At 33.5% G+C, this 15,829-nt stretch carries 19 protein-coding genes; 6 read left to right on the top strand and 13 right to left on the bottom strand.

Translation table 11 applies throughout. The annotated features are described in order from the left end of the window. Positions 1-69 precede the first annotated feature (69 nt). On the bottom strand, positions 70-546 hold the full coding sequence (locus ACNHOZ_RS22385; RefSeq protein WP_034265070.1) for a hypothetical protein: 477 nt from the start codon (positions 544-546) through the stop codon (positions 70-72). Between the two features lie 188 nt (positions 547-734). Between ACNHOZ_RS22385 and ACNHOZ_RS22390 the strand changes: the two genes are divergently transcribed. Beyond that, positions 735-1,574 (top strand): alpha/beta fold hydrolase, encoded by an 840-nt coding sequence (locus tag ACNHOZ_RS22390; RefSeq protein ID WP_048018626.1) that lies wholly within the window; start codon positions 735-737, stop codon positions 1,572-1,574. 232 nt (positions 1,575-1,806) lie between these two features. Next, positions 1,807-2,394, top strand: coding sequence for a DUF4825 domain-containing protein (locus tag ACNHOZ_RS22395; RefSeq protein ID WP_048018625.1), 588 nt, complete (start codon positions 1,807-1,809; stop codon positions 2,392-2,394). 41 nt (positions 2,395-2,435) lie between these two features. Here the strand turns inward: ACNHOZ_RS22395 and ACNHOZ_RS22400 are convergent, their stop codons facing one another. From ACNHOZ_RS22400 to ACNHOZ_RS22445, 10 genes are all read right to left on the bottom strand, one after another. Next, positions 2,436-2,849 carry a YjdF family protein gene (locus ACNHOZ_RS22400; protein WP_033578565.1) on the bottom strand — a complete coding sequence of 138 codons (414 nt, stop codon included), beginning with the start codon at positions 2,847-2,849 and terminating at the stop codon, positions 2,436-2,438. 324 nt (positions 2,850-3,173) lie between these two features. Beyond that, positions 3,174-3,404, bottom strand: coding sequence for a hypothetical protein (locus tag ACNHOZ_RS22405; protein ID WP_048018624.1), 231 nt, complete (start codon positions 3,402-3,404; stop codon positions 3,174-3,176). Positions 3,405-3,656: 252 nt separating this feature from the next. Continuing rightward, positions 3,657-4,346 (bottom strand): alpha/beta fold hydrolase, encoded by a 690-nt coding sequence (locus ACNHOZ_RS22410; RefSeq protein ID WP_080968568.1) that lies wholly within the window; start codon positions 4,344-4,346, stop codon positions 3,657-3,659. A 165-nt stretch (positions 4,347-4,511) separates the two neighbouring features. Then, positions 4,512-5,435, bottom strand: a complete 924-nt coding sequence (locus ACNHOZ_RS22415) for a LysR family transcriptional regulator (protein WP_447697292.1) — start codon at positions 5,433-5,435, stop codon at positions 4,512-4,514. A gap of 391 nt (positions 5,436-5,826) precedes the next feature. After that, positions 5,827-6,402, bottom strand: a complete 576-nt coding sequence (locus tag ACNHOZ_RS22420; RefSeq protein WP_048018622.1) for a hypothetical protein — start codon at positions 6,400-6,402, stop codon at positions 5,827-5,829. Positions 6,403-6,743: 341 nt separating this feature from the next. Further along, positions 6,744-7,121, bottom strand: a complete 378-nt coding sequence (locus tag ACNHOZ_RS22425; protein ID WP_014460728.1) for a hypothetical protein — start codon at positions 7,119-7,121, stop codon at positions 6,744-6,746. A 17-nt stretch (positions 7,122-7,138) separates the two neighbouring features. Then, positions 7,139-8,320: an Alp7A family actin-like protein gene (locus ACNHOZ_RS22430; protein ID WP_048018621.1), complete on the bottom strand. Its 1,182-nt coding sequence runs from the start codon at positions 8,318-8,320 to the stop codon at positions 7,139-7,141. A gap of 447 nt (positions 8,321-8,767) precedes the next feature. Continuing rightward, positions 8,768-9,121: a hypothetical protein gene (locus ACNHOZ_RS22435; protein ID WP_048018620.1), complete on the bottom strand. Its 354-nt coding sequence runs from the start codon at positions 9,119-9,121 to the stop codon at positions 8,768-8,770. A gap of 354 nt (positions 9,122-9,475) precedes the next feature. After that, on the bottom strand, positions 9,476-9,706 hold the full coding sequence (locus ACNHOZ_RS22440) for a DUF3923 family protein (RefSeq protein WP_048018619.1): 231 nt from the start codon (positions 9,704-9,706) through the stop codon (positions 9,476-9,478). 212 nt (positions 9,707-9,918) lie between these two features. After that, positions 9,919-10,224, bottom strand: a complete 306-nt coding sequence (locus ACNHOZ_RS22445) for a hypothetical protein (RefSeq protein WP_053074009.1) — start codon at positions 10,222-10,224, stop codon at positions 9,919-9,921. Between the two features lie 264 nt (positions 10,225-10,488). Between ACNHOZ_RS22445 and ACNHOZ_RS22450 the strand changes: the two genes are divergently transcribed. Beyond that, on the top strand, positions 10,489-11,025 hold the full coding sequence (locus tag ACNHOZ_RS22450; protein ID WP_048018617.1) for a GNAT family N-acetyltransferase: 537 nt from the start codon (positions 10,489-10,491) through the stop codon (positions 11,023-11,025). 95 nt (positions 11,026-11,120) lie between these two features. Here ACNHOZ_RS22450 and ACNHOZ_RS22455 read toward each other — a convergent pair whose 3' ends face one another. Then, a complete protein-coding gene (locus ACNHOZ_RS22455; protein WP_028413883.1) occupies positions 11,121-11,624 on the bottom strand; it encodes a DinB family protein in 504 nt (167 codons plus the stop codon). A gap of 98 nt (positions 11,625-11,722) precedes the next feature. Between ACNHOZ_RS22455 and ACNHOZ_RS22460 the strand changes: the two genes are divergently transcribed. Together ACNHOZ_RS22460 and ACNHOZ_RS22465 are read left to right on the top strand one after the other, a co-directional pair. Further along, positions 11,723-12,136: a hypothetical protein gene (locus ACNHOZ_RS22460; protein ID WP_048018616.1), complete on the top strand. Its 414-nt coding sequence runs from the start codon at positions 11,723-11,725 to the stop codon at positions 12,134-12,136. Between the two features lie 298 nt (positions 12,137-12,434). Beyond that, a complete protein-coding gene (locus ACNHOZ_RS22465; RefSeq protein WP_196299107.1) occupies positions 12,435-13,043 on the top strand; it encodes a DUF998 domain-containing protein in 609 nt (202 codons plus the stop codon). A 110-nt stretch (positions 13,044-13,153) separates the two neighbouring features. Here the strand turns inward: ACNHOZ_RS22465 and ACNHOZ_RS22470 are convergent, their stop codons facing one another. Further along, entirely contained in the window at positions 13,154-13,750 is a 597-nt protein-coding gene (locus ACNHOZ_RS22470) for a YdcF family protein (RefSeq protein WP_048018615.1), read from the bottom strand. 849 nt (positions 13,751-14,599) lie between these two features. On the opposite strand from ACNHOZ_RS22470, the gene ACNHOZ_RS22475 reads away from it, so the two are divergent. Beyond that, positions 14,600-15,769 carry an FtsW/RodA/SpoVE family cell cycle protein gene (locus ACNHOZ_RS22475; RefSeq protein WP_045291319.1) on the top strand — a complete coding sequence of 390 codons (1,170 nt, stop codon included), beginning with the start codon at positions 14,600-14,602 and terminating at the stop codon, positions 15,767-15,769. Positions 15,770-15,829: the final 60 nt, after the last annotated feature.

Genomic DNA, 15,829 nt, shown 5'->3' on the forward strand with positions numbered 1-15,829 from the left:
TATGTATATTAATCTATCAAGTTGTAATGAATGAAAAAGGTAATCAAAGTTTAAATGGTATTACAATGTCTATATTCTGCACTCATAGACAGAGAATGACATGCCTTCTCCGTAGCCATCTTTTACTTCATGAACAGTAAGATTGTTAAATCCATTAGAGCTAAGGATACGTTCAAATTCTTCTGAGCCATAAAGTCGAAGAGGGAAATCCATTATCTCCACCTTTTTTGTCTGATTTCCTTGAAGTAGCTCATATTTTATCTTAGTATTCAAAGAGCTCGCTTTTCTATCGTAGAAGCTTTTTTTGTAAACGACGATGATTTCTTTATTAAAAGATACTCTATTTGTTTCAGTCCAATCTACTAGTTCTTCAATTTCACTTTTTTTCTTTATAATTGTTAAAAGTATTTTCCCACACATCGGTTCTAATACTTTCATATTTTGGTCTTTTACAAAGGAAAGATAAAACTCCAGCTCTTTTCTCTTTGCAACGGATTTATCAACTTCGTATAACCTTGTGCAAAGCTCTCCATAGTAATCATCCATTCTTATTTCACCTCACATAAGTAGTTTTCCATACGTACATTCAACTTTCCTGCTCTATTCTAGTCAATAAGGTAACAGACGGAACAATCGATTACCTAAATAAAATTCAAAAAGGAAATATTCTCATTTTAGAGAAGTGAATAAAGGGCTGCTTTTCATTTTTCTAACACTTAAAAGGAGGTACACAAATGAATGAACAAATACTAAAAATAGATAAAGTAGAGATTTGCACAGAAAGTTTTGGGAACCCTAAAAATCCGGCTATTCTTTTAATAATGGGAGCAATGTCCTCGTTAGATTGGTGGGATGAAGACTTCTGTCTTCGCCTCGCTGAAAGGGAGAGATTTGTTATTCGTTACGACCATCGTGATTTAGGCCGCTCTACCACTTATCCACCCGGTACTTCTAACTATACAATAACGGATATGGCTGATGACGCAATTGGCGTTTTAGATGCTTATTCTATAGAAAAAGCTCATATTGTTGGAATGTCGTTGGGCGGGATGATAGGTCAGATTCTTGCTCTTAGATATCCAAAACGCATAGATTCTCTTACTTTAATTGCATCAAGCATTTTTGGAACTGAGGCGGAAAAATTGCCTCCAATGGACCAGCGTATACTTGATTATCATACAAAAAGTACTTCCATAGACTGGTCAAATCAAGAGGCAACCGTTCACTACCTTGCAGGTGGATGGAAAACGTTAAGTGGAACAAAACCTTATGAAAAGGAAAGAATGTATAAGCTAGCAAAAAGAGAAGCTGCCCGCGCCAAACAGTTGCCGAGTAGATTTAATCATGCTTTACTTCAAGGAGGAGGCCAATATTATGACAGATTGAGTGAAATTAGCACACCTACGCTGATTATTCATGGAACAAAAGATCCGGCACTTCCTTATGAACATGGACTTGCTCTTGCAAAAGCTATTTCTCATGCTAAATTAATAGCTCTTGAGGGTACAGGACATGAAGTTCATAGTGAGGACTGGGACCAAATTATCGAAGCAATTGTAGGGATTAGCTCTTAAAAGTAAAAAAAGAGAAATGAAGACTTCAAAGCGCTTTTTCAAGAAAGCTTTGGGGTCTTTTCATATTTCAAAATTCCTTTCTTCTACTAGCAGTTGACAAAAACGTTTTCTATAGCAAAGGGTATTTTGTACAAAAGGACCTACACCTTTTCAAGACAGCCTATTTACGATACACTAATAATTCATGAAATATCCACATAAGGGTATTAAAGTAAGAAAATGGAGGCTTTTTATGAAATATTTTAAGGTATTTTTTTGTTTAATCTTATTACTCCTAGTAGGCATAACCGGCTGTTCTCAAAAAGAAGAAGTTACAAGCATTAATACTGTTGATGTAAAAAAGCTTAAAGAGCGTAGCGGAACTTATGTTGGAAATAATTCTAACGTGGTAGCTATCGTAAGGGACTTGCCTGGAGGAGAAACATTTAAAGAAATTGATTTACATAATAAAACGCTAAAAATAACGTATGGTACTAAAGCGGGCTCTCTTTCAGAAGATGAAACGTTAAAATATTGGTTTGACGGTAAGAATACATTGGAGAAAAACTTTCTTTACAATGCTATTTATTTAGCAATATTAGTGCCTAATGCTCAAGGTTACAGTTTTAAAGTAGACAATCAAAAATTCTCAGTATCTAGAGAAGAAATGGAAGAGTTTATTTCTGGCAACATTAAAACTTTACCGGATAGTAATAAATTATTTGATAAAGAAAAAGCACAGCAATTTATAGATGATAATAAAGAAAAGATAAATAAAACAGTTAAATCGGCAGCTATTCGAGAACATTTTTTTAAGAATGTTCCGATAGTAAAGGAATAACAACAAATAAAGAGCCGTAAATAGGGCTCTTTATTCGTACTCTATTTACCTTTGTGCTTAGCTTTCGCCTTTAGTTTCTTCATCAAATATTTTTGTTCCTTTAGTTCTTCACGGTATTGCTTAGATTTCTTTTTTCTACTTTTTTTCTTTTCTTCGTACTCTTGTTTCATAGCCTCTTGAGCTTTAGTAGAAATACCAATTTTATTTACTTCTTTTGCTACTTGGCGCTGTAAACGTTTTGGGTTGACCTTTTTATTAGATTTTATTTTCACATCAAGACCTGAATGAATCGATTGGTTAATCAGATTTAACAATTTGTGATGAATAAAGTCTAATATCTCTGTATCTTTTGGTTCTGCTCCAAATACATAACGAAATGCTTTTAATTTACCGCCTTCTACAACTTCAATAATTCCTATCCAAAACTGACCATCATGGTAAATCGTTAATGACATAACGATTCCCTCCTCTAAACATACTATGAAATGATGGACATCCCGAGGAGGGGAAGGTTACTGACATTGATACATATCAATGCATCCGGACTACCAACCGAATTGTGTTTTTACATTCCACATACAAATTTTAACATACAAATATTCAATATAAGTGCTTTTTCTTTTATTTTTCACCGAAATTAATCGTGAAAAATAAAGGTCCCTCCATAATAAATACTGGAATTACTACAAAAGAAATCAAACTAAAATATTTTGCGTTCCTTTTTAATTATTATCCTTTAACATAAGGTAATTAATCAGTAGAAAAAAAGTTTAGGTGAATCACTCCAAGCTCTTTTTCCTATAAAGAAAGAACCCTATTATCGCCCCCAGTACAGCTATCACAATACTAAAGCGAATTAGATGAATAATAAAATCAATAAGGTTTAAATAGGTTGTTTCTGTTACACCATCACCGACTGATTCAACTTCTTTATATGGAATCACAAAGAAACCTAATGATCCTCCTAAAATAAGGCCGTAGAAAAAACCTTTTTCTATAAATTTCAACAAGAAACTCTCCTCCTTTCAAAAATGCTCATCTAATGAGTTATAGCACTCTCTATAACTCATTAGATGAGCATTTATTTATCTTCCACAAAAATTATTTAATTATGAATTTTATTACATATAATCTATATATTAACATATATACAAGTTAAAAGGGAGACTAACGTATAGTCTCCCTTTCTATAAAAGTTTAATAACTTTTAAAAATTCTATTTACTTAACCAAACTTTCAAATTAAATAAAAGCTCCAGAAAGTCACGAATCAAGGAAATTTTTCACAGCAGTTAAAAAAGCGGATAAGTTTCCTGCGTGCACCTCATGTCCAGCCCCTTTTATCGTTACTAATTTACAATTTGGAATGCGCTTAGAAACTTCCTGCAATTTATCTTGAGGGATATGGCTGGATCCTCCTCCTATGATGAGAGTAGGTGCAATTATCTCTGTAAGACTTCCCCACCATTTAGGATTGGGGTTGTTTAACTGTTGAAGGATTGAAGGTACAACCTCCCAGTCAAACGGTAAAGAACCAGGCGGTTTGGCTGGGATTTCGAACTTTTCTCCTGTAAAAGGTGGAGGAGTGTCTTCAACAATCAATTGATCTACCCTTTCTGGAAATGTTTCAGAAAAAAGATAGGACACCGTACCGCCCATAGAATGCCCAATCAACGTAAAGCGCTCCAAATTCATGGCATTTACGAACTGAAGTAAGTCATCACACATAAGTTCAAACGTATAGGTGCCGGTTCTTTCACTTCCACCGTGTCCTCGCTGATCTAAAGCTAAAAATCGATATTCCTCTCCTAATACAGCTGCTACTTCATCCCACGACTCTGCACTCATTCCCAAAGCGTGAAGTGCAATAATCGCGGGTGCCGAAGCTTCGCCCGACTCTCGATATTGAAATGTTAAACCATTTAGTTCAATTTGATTTACTCCCATTTTCAAATTAGATCAACTCCTAACTCAGATTTCACCAATTAAAATCTAGTTTATTAAGGTTCATATATATATTAGTGAAGAAATGAAGATTTCCTTCACCTCTTATCTTATTAGGAAAGATATTAGATTATTTTATGTATCCTGTGTAATTCTTTAGTCAGCATAATGTACCTAGAGATTCTTACTTTCAATCCCCTTATACTTTAACCCAAAAGTACTACAAGCCAATTGAATAAAAGATTGTAAAGGAAGAGACATAAATTTATCTTTATGCCAAAACATTTGTGTATAAAGAGGCGTATCAATTTTAGTAAAAGCCAATTCTTTTAATATGCCTTTCTCCAGCTCTCCTCTTACTACTACTTCGGGCAATATGGCAATACCTAAATCTAGCATAACGCATTGCTTAATAGCTTCTACGCTTACAAATTCAAATTTAGTTGATGTACAAATACCCGCCTCACGAAACAAGTTTTCCAATACTACACGATATGAACATCCTGATTCGGTATACAAAAGAGTCTCATTCTCAAGATCTTCTAAGTAGATTTCCGCTTTATCAGCTAAAGGATGCTGAGGAGAAGCAATAATTTTTAAGTTTTCTGCAACAAGACATTGCGTATGTAGATTTGCATCATGATGCTGAATAGGCTCCATTGTGAAGGCGATATCAAGAGTTCCGTCTAGCAGCTGAGCTCTTGTTTGTGCTTGAGAGTAAATAGGCTTAAAAATCATTTTAACCTTTGGAAATTGATCCTTAAACTCTTTTAATATTGGAGGCAATCTATATGTACACTGACTTTCAGAAGACCCAATAATAAGTGTACCGGCAGGTTCCTCCACTCCACTTACAGCATTTTTTGCTTCCTTAGTCAGTTGAATCATTTTATCGGCGTACCTTTTAAATTCTCTGCCTGCCTCTGTTAAAACCAAGCGCTTTCCGAGACGTTCAAATAAAGGCGTTTCAAGTTCATTTTCAAGAGCTTTTATTTGAGCGGTAACGCTTGATTGAGCAAAGTTTAAAATTTTAGCCGTATAGGTAAAATTTAAATTTTCTGCAGCTGTTTTAAATGTAATCAGTTGTTTTATTTCGATTTTCCTCACCTCTATATAATCGGATATTCCGATTGATTCAATCGGAATGTTCATCTGTAACGATCATTAATTTCATTATAAAATATGGTAAATCAAACCACAACATACTAAATATAAAGAGATAAGGGGAAATCATAATGACTATAAAAAAAGAAAATACAAAAGAATCAATTAGCCTCACGCAAAAAGAAACAAGTGAAAAAAGCTTCAAATACTACTGGAATGAAATTATTCGAGCGCTTATCGTAACCAAATAAGTAAGGCTAATCAATTTTATTTTTGAAAAAAGTAAATCCACATACAAGCGTATAAATATAAAAACAATAGCTCGCTAACGCTGACGATATACGGAGTTAGCGAGCTATTAACCTATTTAAACTTAAAATCATGGTTATTGGCTTGAATCTAACCTAAACTCCGCAATATCCTTGTCGTCTTGAGAGATAATGAGTGTGCCTTTTAATGCATTAGCCTGTAGCTTTTTTAGTTTTTCTTCAGTTGGTAAAAGAGGTAATTCATTGTTTTTTTCCTTTGCTCCTAACGTATAATTAAGAGTGAATTTACTTGTTCCTTTAGATGGAATTTCTCCTATACTCATGCCAACCCCTAACTTATTGTTATCCATCTTATAAATATTTGAACCAATTGCTTCTTTTACAGCTGATACTAACTCCTTATCTGGTTCTATGCGAATGTTTGTTTTAACAGGATCAGAGAGAGCCATAATATTATTAGACTTATTTTCCATCGTGAATGTATAGTGTAACTCCGTTGGAACGATACGTTTACTTTTATTCTTTTTATCAGGTACTATCATTTCCCCAACGATTTTTTTATCATCTGTTAACGTTACCTCTGCTTTTTGTAATTTTAAGTAATCAACATTGTTTACATATTCCGTTTTTGAACAAGCAGTAATGATAAACAACAAACAAATAACGGAAAAACCAAGATAGAACTTTTTCATATTTATCCCCCTACCTATTCACATATCATGTTTATTTACTAGTACATGATTGTGCTGATTCCTTTTATCTAACACTTCATGGTGTGATTGAGCTTCGATATGGTATTTAGAATGCCTAAACTTAATTATTAATGTTCTTGAGACAAAGCAAATTTAAAATAAATAAAAGTACTCGTGCTAATTATCATTATCCATAAATAAACTGTTTCCTCCCATTTTTTTAGTTTTAACACGTTTTTTGTACATATGATAATGTATCAAAAACGAATAGACATATTGAAAACAAAAAAAGCTACTAGTATGTGGGACAGTCTCGTCTCACATACTAGTAGCTTTTTAAATTAAAAATCGTTATATTCCTCTAAATCATCATCATCTAATGACCCGGATAATTGCTCTAGATCTGCAACCTTACCTTCTTTGAAGGTTTGGTGGCTTTCTGAAGGCTTCTCTTCTGTCTCCTCTTGTTTACTCACAAACCCGTTGGACTGAGCTAATTTCTTTAATTCCCGTAGTTCGGAATTGATATGTTCAAGAAGTTCTTCTGTTCTGTGTCCTGCTTCTACTTGATTGGAAGATGAACTATGAAGGTCACGAACAATTAGAGATGAAATATAGTCCCCTAATTTTCGAGACTTTGCATATTTTGCAAGTATATCATAGACTTCATCACTCAACTGGTTAGTTTTAATCGTAAAGGCGTTTTGACGCTCTGACATGGTTATCACCTGCGCTGTTAGGATTTAACGGCTTTCTTCTCGGCTTGTTTCTTTTGAAGGTACCCCATGCTTCGGATTTCTAAGCCGAATAAATTTAAGTGACGGCTATCCTCAGGCACTTTATGATATTTCTCTGTGCGTTCTTCGCCAATTTTTTCACGCATGCTATTCATAATCGCTACTTCTAATGTAGGAGCGACACCGCCACTATATACATATTTTCGGATTTTATTTGCTGGTGGTGGGGCGACGTCATTTAACTTAGCTAGTAAGATCTCTACATAATCTCTTAGAGAAGATTTGATTTGAGCTGTTAAATCAATGGATTCACCTGTGTTTTCATTTTTTAGTTCAAACTTTTGTTTGCTGTAGTTATCTAAAATAAATTGATCAAAAGCGCGTAAATCGGTAAACAACTCTGGGAATTTCTCTTTTCGTAACTTATCGATATGTGCTAAGTAGGGAATACCCTCGATACTTTGGAACGATTCACGACTGTTCGCAGCCTTCAACCCTTCAGGTAAGATTACAACATCAATGGATCCTCCACCGATATCGATCATTACGGTTTCACATTCCACATATTCATTAGCATCTTCACGGTCTTGAAGCGTTAGGTCTTTCTTTAACGCAAAACGTGCGATTTCACCTTCTTTTAAACAAACACTTTCTTCCACAGATACTTTTAATTCTTTTTCAAATCCTGGGGTATGGATATAAAAAGTGTGCTCACCTACAAAGCGATTTGCCATAGCCTTTTGCGCTTCACCAAACGTACTTTCTTTTTTTAGTAACCAAATTGGTAACATTGTAGAGAAATAGTCAATCTGGATGTTGTTGTCCTTTTGATCTTTTGTATGTAACGCGTGGTAGTATGCGACGGCAGCTAAAAATGTTACGTATGGAATATGACTTGTAATTTTATTATGTAAACGATTAATATGATTGTTTGCTAATTGTTGGCTGGCGGCAATGTCACCCACTAAGAAATAACGTTCTTTTTCTTCCTCTCCAATGGTTGTAGATAATAAGATGCGCTTTTTAAATTCCTCTGGTGCTGTAACAGCATCTGTGAAGAATGAATCAGCAGCTTCTTTTTGGAGTTCTACTACGTTGGTTTGGAAATCAAATAGATATCCATCTATGATATTCATATCGACTGAGTTCCCACAGTCTTTATTAAAACGTGAAATTTTCATCTCTATACACCTCTTTTTTTAGTTGAACTTCTGTTGAACTTATTATACAAAAGAAAAGGTAGATTTTCAATCCTTCAGTTCAACTGATTTATCATCAAAAACTTACACATATCAACAATTTTTTTATCTAGTTGAACTTATTTCGGGGTCAGAAAAACAGTGTCAGGAAAGTTCTTTTTCGGGAATAAGAAAGTCGGAAGTAGAGATTCTGGTGAAAAAAGAGGTTGAGACAAAAGTATTTTAGATGAAGTAAAAAACGAGCTATTGATCAAGCGATTAGTAGTTTGTTTTTTTATTAAGCTAAACGCAGACTTCATTTGTTTAGGTCTTTCTAGCAGTTGATTGAAGGGTAAGACAAATACTCCTGGTGGAAAAGCGGAATGTATCAAGATAATATTTATATTCGTTAAGAGACTTAAAATCTTGTTTGACAATATTCGATAACACTCACCTTTTTTGGACTACCTTTTTCATTAACTGACTTTTATGATCTTTATCTTTAACTATAATATAATCCTCTGTTCCTTTTACTGAATAGATTTCTGAACCAACTGTAAAATAGTTTGATTGATTATTACCTGCAGGCATTTTAGTTGCTTTGGTTTTCTTTTCTATTGTTCCTATTTGGTCTCCTATTTCCTGCTTTTGATCTAGTTTATCTTCTGTTCCGTTATATTCCTTGTTTTCAACTACAACAATGATAGCAGAAGAACTTTCTGTATTCGTTCCGGTACTTTCTTGATTACATGCAGTTAGAACGGTTAAATAAACTACTAACAGAAAACTAAGTGTTCTCTTCATAATAGCCTCCGGAAATCATTTTCTACCCTTTAATTAAAATTGACATTAGGCGATATACCAAGTTCAGTGACGTATCATAATGTATTCGAAAACGAACAATCCTAAAAGTTCTATTAAACAAACTTTCTAGGCTCCTCCACATAAAAATCCACATAACCGCAGCTTGAACAAACATAAGGTATTAATTCACTGTAATGGTGATTGTTATTTAATACCCTGCTCGGTGTTTTATTTATACCTACCGTACCAGGTGATGATTGAATACGGGCTTTGGTTAGAGATGAATCACATTTAGAGCACTTTTTACTTTGCATACATATCACCCTTTCTATTTCATAACATCATTCCTATTTTCTATAGTACATGCTTACTAGTTTTTAAATTAATAATTAGCCATATAACTTGAATAATCAAAGGGAAAATAAATGCGATTAGCAACACTATAAATGCGAACAATTTCAGCTCTAGTGTTTGGGTAACACCCGCTCCATCCACTTCTCTTGTCCAGACAACAGCTGTTCCTACGACGAAAAGTATAATCCAAATTATATTAGCTATCCACCAGGAAACCCATCGTCTTTTCACATCATCACTCCTTTCAATTTAAGCTGCATCTTTCTTTTTTAATTCCCAGATAAGAGCAATTGTAGAAATAGCTCCACCTACCGCAAAGAGATAAGAAGAAAACGGTATTGTTTCATGCATGAATAAACCTCTTATTCCATAAAAACATAGGATAATAGTGCGGATTAAACCAATCATAAGCCGAATATTTTTATTGATTGTTTTCTCCCCCTTTAGGTTTCTCTTTGCACCTGATCCTTTATCATAAATCCAAATATAGCGAAGAAGTTTAATACAACCAGCAATCCATAATAAAAGCCAAGCCCTTCAAAAAATAAAGAAAGAATGGGAAATATTATAGTTTCAAAGCCAAACAACATAATAATAAGTCCAATTCCTTTAGCGAGCTGCTTTTCATCCTTAGGTGTAAATATCTTTCCATATCCAGCAATAAAATTAGTACTACCTTTTTTCCATACACGTTTCCCAATATAAATGATTAAACAGCTTACTAGACTTATAAATAATAATTTCAACACCAGACATTACACCTTCTTTACATACTTCAATTTAACATATATAGTGTATTTTACCATAATCAATAAACAAATATTATGTATTAAAGGTGGACTCACAAAATACAACACTGTAAAATATATACATACTAATTTTGGAGGTTTTTGTTTGTTAAACTTATGCTTAGAGCTGGGTGAGTAAGCTTCCTTAATGAATGTGTGCATAAAGGAAGCCCCATTTATGGAGTATAAAAAGCGGTAATTTAGCAAGTTGATAGGAGACTCTAAATGGATATCTTAATTAAACAAGAACTCACTGAAGAATATAATGAAACTGAAAAAGTTGTGAAAAGCGCTTTTTTAAATGAAGAATACAGCGATAAGAAAGAACATTTACTTGTGAAACGAATTAGGAAGTCAGATGAATTTATTCCTGAACTTTCACTAGTCGCATTAAATCCGAATGCAGCAGATATTATAGGCCATATTCTTCTATCTAAAATAACAATTATAGATGGTGATAACGCTACCGTTTCTTTAGCACTTGCTCCAGTTTCAGTTGCACCTCAGTATCAAAAACAAGGAGCTGGGAGCCAACTAATACACGCTGCGTTAAAACGCGCAAAAGAGCTTGGTTATCATTCAGTAATTGTTTTAGGGCACAAAGATTACTATCCTAAGTTTGGATTTAAACCAGCTAGCTCATGGAATATATATGCTCCATTTGACGTGCCTAAAGAATTTTTTATGGCCATAGAGTTAACAGAAGGATCTCTAAAAAATGTGCAAGGTGTTGTACATTACTCAAAATCTTTTTCAGAGTAAGCACTAAATGATTAATTAGGTTTTACGTAAAGGCTGCCTGGAAAATAATTTTATAGTATTTTCCAGGCAGCCTCTTTTTTATTTACCTGATATTATTAAAGCGGTGGATTTTCCACACCTAAATGAACCCAATCTTCTTTTGGAGGCCCATAAACTCCAGCAGGTTTTAGGCCTGCTTGACGCATAAGAATGGTAATTTGACCTCGGTGATGAACAATATGTTTGATTAGTCCCATTAAGATTGTGGCATTTGATTGGGTTCTTCCAAACGCTTCTTGCGTATGTTCTAAAGATTCATCTGTCCATTGCTGTTCAATAATTTTAGCAGCATGAGAACTTACATTTTTAAAAGTTATAGCGATTTCCTGTGCTGAAGATGGAACGCTTGCTGTACTTTCAATTCTGTCTATGCTTAATCCGAATTCAGTTAGGTAATCTGGAATATTTGTTGTAAAATGCCAAGCAATTCTCCCTAACGTACGCCCTTCAGGATACACTTGTTGTTTCAACGAATCATCTGTCAAGCTATCTAAAACTTTTTGAGTCAGCATGGCTTCGTTGTTCCATTCTTTGATAAAATCTGAAATGGTATTATACATATAAAAGACCTCCCAATATAAATCTAATCTAAATCAATAACTAAATAATATCATAGAAGAAAAATAAGTTGGCTTATTTACTAAAGGAAGGAGACTTTATGTTATTTAAAGCTACCGCTCAAAAAACTGTTGTTTATCCTTTATTACTTTTAAATACTTTATTACTCATTCAAGCAGTTCAACATAAAGAACTTGCCTTTTTACACCTTTTGGCTATCCTTTGCTTGTTTCTTTCCCTTTTTCTCCGATATGAATTTCAGATAGACAGAGATACTTTAACCTATAGAATATATATATTATGGTTTAAAGTATATGCAAAAACCGTTAAACCCAGGGACATTAAACGAATTGTATTTAAACGGTTAAGTTGGAAATCAAAATTAGCAGTAGTAAAAGTAGAAAACGGGTGGAATATGCGAATAGCATTATTTAATCCACCAAATGTTTTTAAGGAATTAGAAACATTTGCACATGAATATGATGTAGATATTCAAAAAACAGCAGATTATTAAATTCTAGAGAAAACATCTTGAATGTCACTGCGTTTTGGATACATTAACTTTACGTATATTTTATAAAAAGACCGCATAATCAGCAGTTATTCATTTCTAATTAAGCAGCTTTTGGACCTCTTTACCGCTACAAAACATTGGTAAAGAGGCCTTTTCCTAAGCCCTCCAAGTTTAAACACTTTGCCCTCCTTACTCACATCAACCTCAAGCCCTATTTAAAAATAGACTCCAAGACCATTCGATTTAACATTATTTGGATGTATAATTCAGGTATAACGCTTTTTAAGAGGTGATAATTCTGTATATATCAAAAAAGGTTGGCATTTTAAGCTGGTTTGCTACTTGCTTGTATTTTTTAGTTGAACCTTTCTTTATTTTGACTTCAACTGCTCCCTACAGTTTTTTACATCACGCAATGAGTGATCTTGGTGTAACTTCTTGTGGAAACTACACCTATTCAATTGCACCTCATGAAATTTGCTCTCCTCACCATTTCTGGATGAACGTATTGTTTATTATAAACGGATTGACACTTTCAATTGGTGTTTTGTACATTTCACAAAACCTAAAGAAAACGAGAAAAAGCCAACTAGCAACAGCTTTTATTCTTATATTAGCTTTAGGTAATATTGTTTCAGGCTTTATCCCGGCTGATATACATTTATTTTGGCATTCAATACTTGCTCAGCTTGGCATGGTTACTGTTTTAGCTGGTCTTTGGATGTATGCATCATCTTTAAGCAGCGGCAAGTATTGGACTTATGGCTGCTTAATTTCCCTACTAATCATTCTCCTACTCATTATGCTTGTATTTTTTGTTCCTATGCCTACCGGTCTGCTGCAAAGGTTATTCTATTTAGTAATCTTTATATGGGGCGCCGTGCTTTCCTTTATGTTAAACAAATAATCCACTATCATTCCGTTTCATATGAGCTTACAAGACTATGTTAAACTAGCCGGAATTTCAAATAGCAAAAAGTCCATAGAGGCATTCCCTATGGACTTTTTGCTATTTTGTTAAATAAATTCTCTTAATAATTCTTTAGATTTCTTTCCGCTAAAACCAAAATAATTGCCAATAAGTTTGACGTATTCTGTGTAAGTAACTTTTCTATTTAAAGCAGTTTCCCACCATCTCTGTGGATTATAATAACGACTTCCACTAGAGCAATAGGTTAATTGTATTTTGGTATCCTTAAATTCTTTATTAAAGTTTTTTTCTACCCTTTTCATATGGTAGTTTGAAGAAACAACGATAGCGGATTGAAAGTGATAGTTCATCATTAGCTTTTTTGTAAATTTAGCATTTTCCATAGTACTTGTAGCGTGATTTTCTAATATAATTGAATCCTCTGGTATTCCAGAGTCTTTGGCTTGATGATAAAAATTATTCTCTTGACCATTCGAAAGGATCAAATGAGACGCATATCCTTTTTTATATAATTCAATTCCTTTCTCCAGTCGATCATTATCACCACTTAACACAATAATCACGTCAGATTTTACAGGCTTTTCGTTCACTACAAGCTCTTTGCCGGCAAACAGGAAAAAAATCATCCCTAATCCCAGCATGAATATACTGATCTTTACTCTTTTACCTTTAATTTTTTGCATATAGACCCTCATTTAAAAAGTTCACTTCATATCGTATCATAAAGCTCAATATTCATAAAAATAAAAAGGTAATCTTCAAAAAAATTTTGCGCGCTGCAAGTGATCACACTTTTATATAAAAGTTAGAAGGTAAAACTTTAACAAACATTCTTTCTAAATATTTTTATATATCACCTTAAATTTCTATAAACTTAATATTTTTACTTATTTGTATTAATATTTATATTTTCACTTATTTTTCATTTTCCTATGATAAAATCACGATGACACAAGAAGCAAGCAAAATAATTTATTTATTAACCTAAAAAGCTGACCATCATGGTCAGCTTTTTGAGTTAAAAGAGAATTAACTACATCATAGCTTTCTATATTCATTGAGCCAGTGCACTTTAATCTTTAGTAAGATTCTAAGTTTTTTATTAGACAAATATTTTTCCTTAATGTTAAACTGTTTCCTGAAGGAAAAATAAATCAGGATTCAACTAAACTATATGATTTGCTAGCGTATATAGGCATTTCAGTCTCTTCTAAGTTAAAATTTTATTTTTAAAGGGTTTCTTACGCCCAAAAAGTTTCCTTTAGGCAAATTTATAGTATTCAACAAAAAAAATAAGTTGAAGTCAAAAAATAGCTTTTTCATTAAATTAGGACTATTAAACGCTTTTAATTATACAGGCTATCCCTTGGTAGACCTTTTATATAAAAAATACAGGTAAAACAGATTGGAGGTTTGGGATAAATCATGAGAAGAAATCTATTTTATTGATGTTTTTTTAATTCTACATATATTAAAGAAACTTATGTTCAGTGATTGGAATAGAAATTTAATAAAGAAAAGGTGTTTTAAAGATGGAACGCAAGAAGTCGGAAAGCTTTAATTATGGTCTCGCTTTTACACTGCTGCTGTTTTTTATCATTAGCTGTATAGCTATTTATAACGCGCAAAAAACAGGACAGTATTCTACAAACTTTGTAATTAAACAAGTCGAATGGTACGCAGTAGGTATTGGAATTATCTTCCTCACCATGAGGCCCGATGAGGAACAATGGGACCAATTCACATGGTTCTTTTATGGGCTAAATATTTTTATCCTTATTTTACTCATCGTTTCTCCTCAAAGTATTGCTCCTGTCAAAAATGGTGCAAAAAGCTGGTTCGTCCTTCCTGGTATTGGATCGATACAACCTTCGGAATTCACAAAAATCTCTTTAATCTTAGCATTTAGTAAAGTGATACGAAATCACAACGAAAAATTTCGCGTAAGAGATATAAGAAGCGATGTTTTACTCGTTGGAAAGCTAGGAGCTACGTTAGCTGTCCCTATTCTTCTTATTATGCAGCAGCCCGATTTAGGAACGGCACTTGTGATGATCTTTTTATTCTTTGTCATGATATTCGTTTCAGGGGTAAGTTTTAAGCTCATTCTTCCTACCTTTACTTCTATTATAGGAATCGCTTCAGGTATTTTATATATGGTTTTGAACCACCCAAAAATGTTGGAAAAATATTTGCACGTTCAATCCTATCAGTTTGATCGTATCTATGCGTGGTTTGATCCGGAATCTTATGCAAACAGCTTGTCTTACAACTATATGCAAGTGTTAAAAGCAATAGGTGCAGGATCCATTTCAGGAAGAGATACATCAAAGTTTTCAGTATATGTTCCTGAAAAACATTCAGACTTTATTTTTAGTGCAATTGGAGAAAGTTACGGCTTCGTAGGAACTAGCCTTATCCTTTTCTTATTTATGGTGCTTATTTACCAAATTATTACCGTCGCATTTCAGACGAAAGATCAATTCTCTACATACATTTGTACCGGCGTTATTTCAATTGTTTTCTTTCATGTCTTAGAAAATGTGGGCATGTGTATAGGCCTTCTTCCGATAACGGGAATACCACTGCCGTTTATAAGCTACGGAGGAAGTGCGTTAATGAGTACGATGTTTTTGATGGGACTAGTATTAAATATAAGCTTTCGATCAAAGGCTTATATGTTTGATCAGGATGTGAGGTAATACAATGACTAGTAAAAAAATAGCTAAAGAGATAAATTCAGACCTAAAGATTCGTATGAA

The sequence above is a fragment of the Priestia sp. D51 genome, assembly GCF_053345675.1.

What these genes read in the sequence shown, in the direction of transcription:
- ACNHOZ_RS22385 (WP_034265070.1), bottom strand. Translation starts at nt 546, where the DNA reads ATGGATGATTACTATGGAGAGCTTTGCACAAGGTTATACGAAGTTGAT.
- ACNHOZ_RS22390 (WP_048018626.1), top strand. Translation starts at nt 735, where the DNA reads ATGAATGAACAAATACTAAAAATAGATAAAGTAGAGATTTGCACAGAA.
- ACNHOZ_RS22395 (WP_048018625.1), top strand. Translation starts at nt 1,807, where the DNA reads ATGAAATATTTTAAGGTATTTTTTTGTTTAATCTTATTACTCCTAGTA.
- ACNHOZ_RS22400 (WP_033578565.1), bottom strand. Translation starts at nt 2,849, where the DNA reads ATGTCATTAACGATTTACCATGATGGTCAGTTTTGGATAGGAATTATT.
- ACNHOZ_RS22420 (WP_048018622.1), bottom strand. Translation starts at nt 6,402, where the DNA reads ATGAAAAAGTTCTATCTTGGTTTTTCCGTTATTTGTTTGTTGTTTATC.
- ACNHOZ_RS22425 (WP_014460728.1), bottom strand. Translation starts at nt 7,121, where the DNA reads ATGTCAGAGCGTCAAAACGCCTTTACGATTAAAACTAACCAGTTGAGT.
- ACNHOZ_RS22430 (WP_048018621.1), bottom strand. Translation starts at nt 8,320, where the DNA reads ATGAAAATTTCACGTTTTAATAAAGACTGTGGGAACTCAGTCGATATG.
- ACNHOZ_RS22435 (WP_048018620.1), bottom strand. Translation starts at nt 9,121, where the DNA reads ATGAAGAGAACACTTAGTTTTCTGTTAGTAGTTTATTTAACCGTTCTA.
- ACNHOZ_RS22450 (WP_048018617.1), top strand. Translation starts at nt 10,489, where the DNA reads ATGGATATCTTAATTAAACAAGAACTCACTGAAGAATATAATGAAACT.
- ACNHOZ_RS22455 (WP_028413883.1), bottom strand. Translation starts at nt 11,624, where the DNA reads ATGTATAATACCATTTCAGATTTTATCAAAGAATGGAACAACGAAGCC.
- ACNHOZ_RS22460 (WP_048018616.1), top strand. Translation starts at nt 11,723, where the DNA reads ATGTTATTTAAAGCTACCGCTCAAAAAACTGTTGTTTATCCTTTATTA.
- ACNHOZ_RS22470 (WP_048018615.1), bottom strand. Translation starts at nt 13,750, where the DNA reads ATGCAAAAAATTAAAGGTAAAAGAGTAAAGATCAGTATATTCATGCTG.
- ACNHOZ_RS22475 (WP_045291319.1), top strand. Translation starts at nt 14,600, where the DNA reads ATGGAACGCAAGAAGTCGGAAAGCTTTAATTATGGTCTCGCTTTTACA.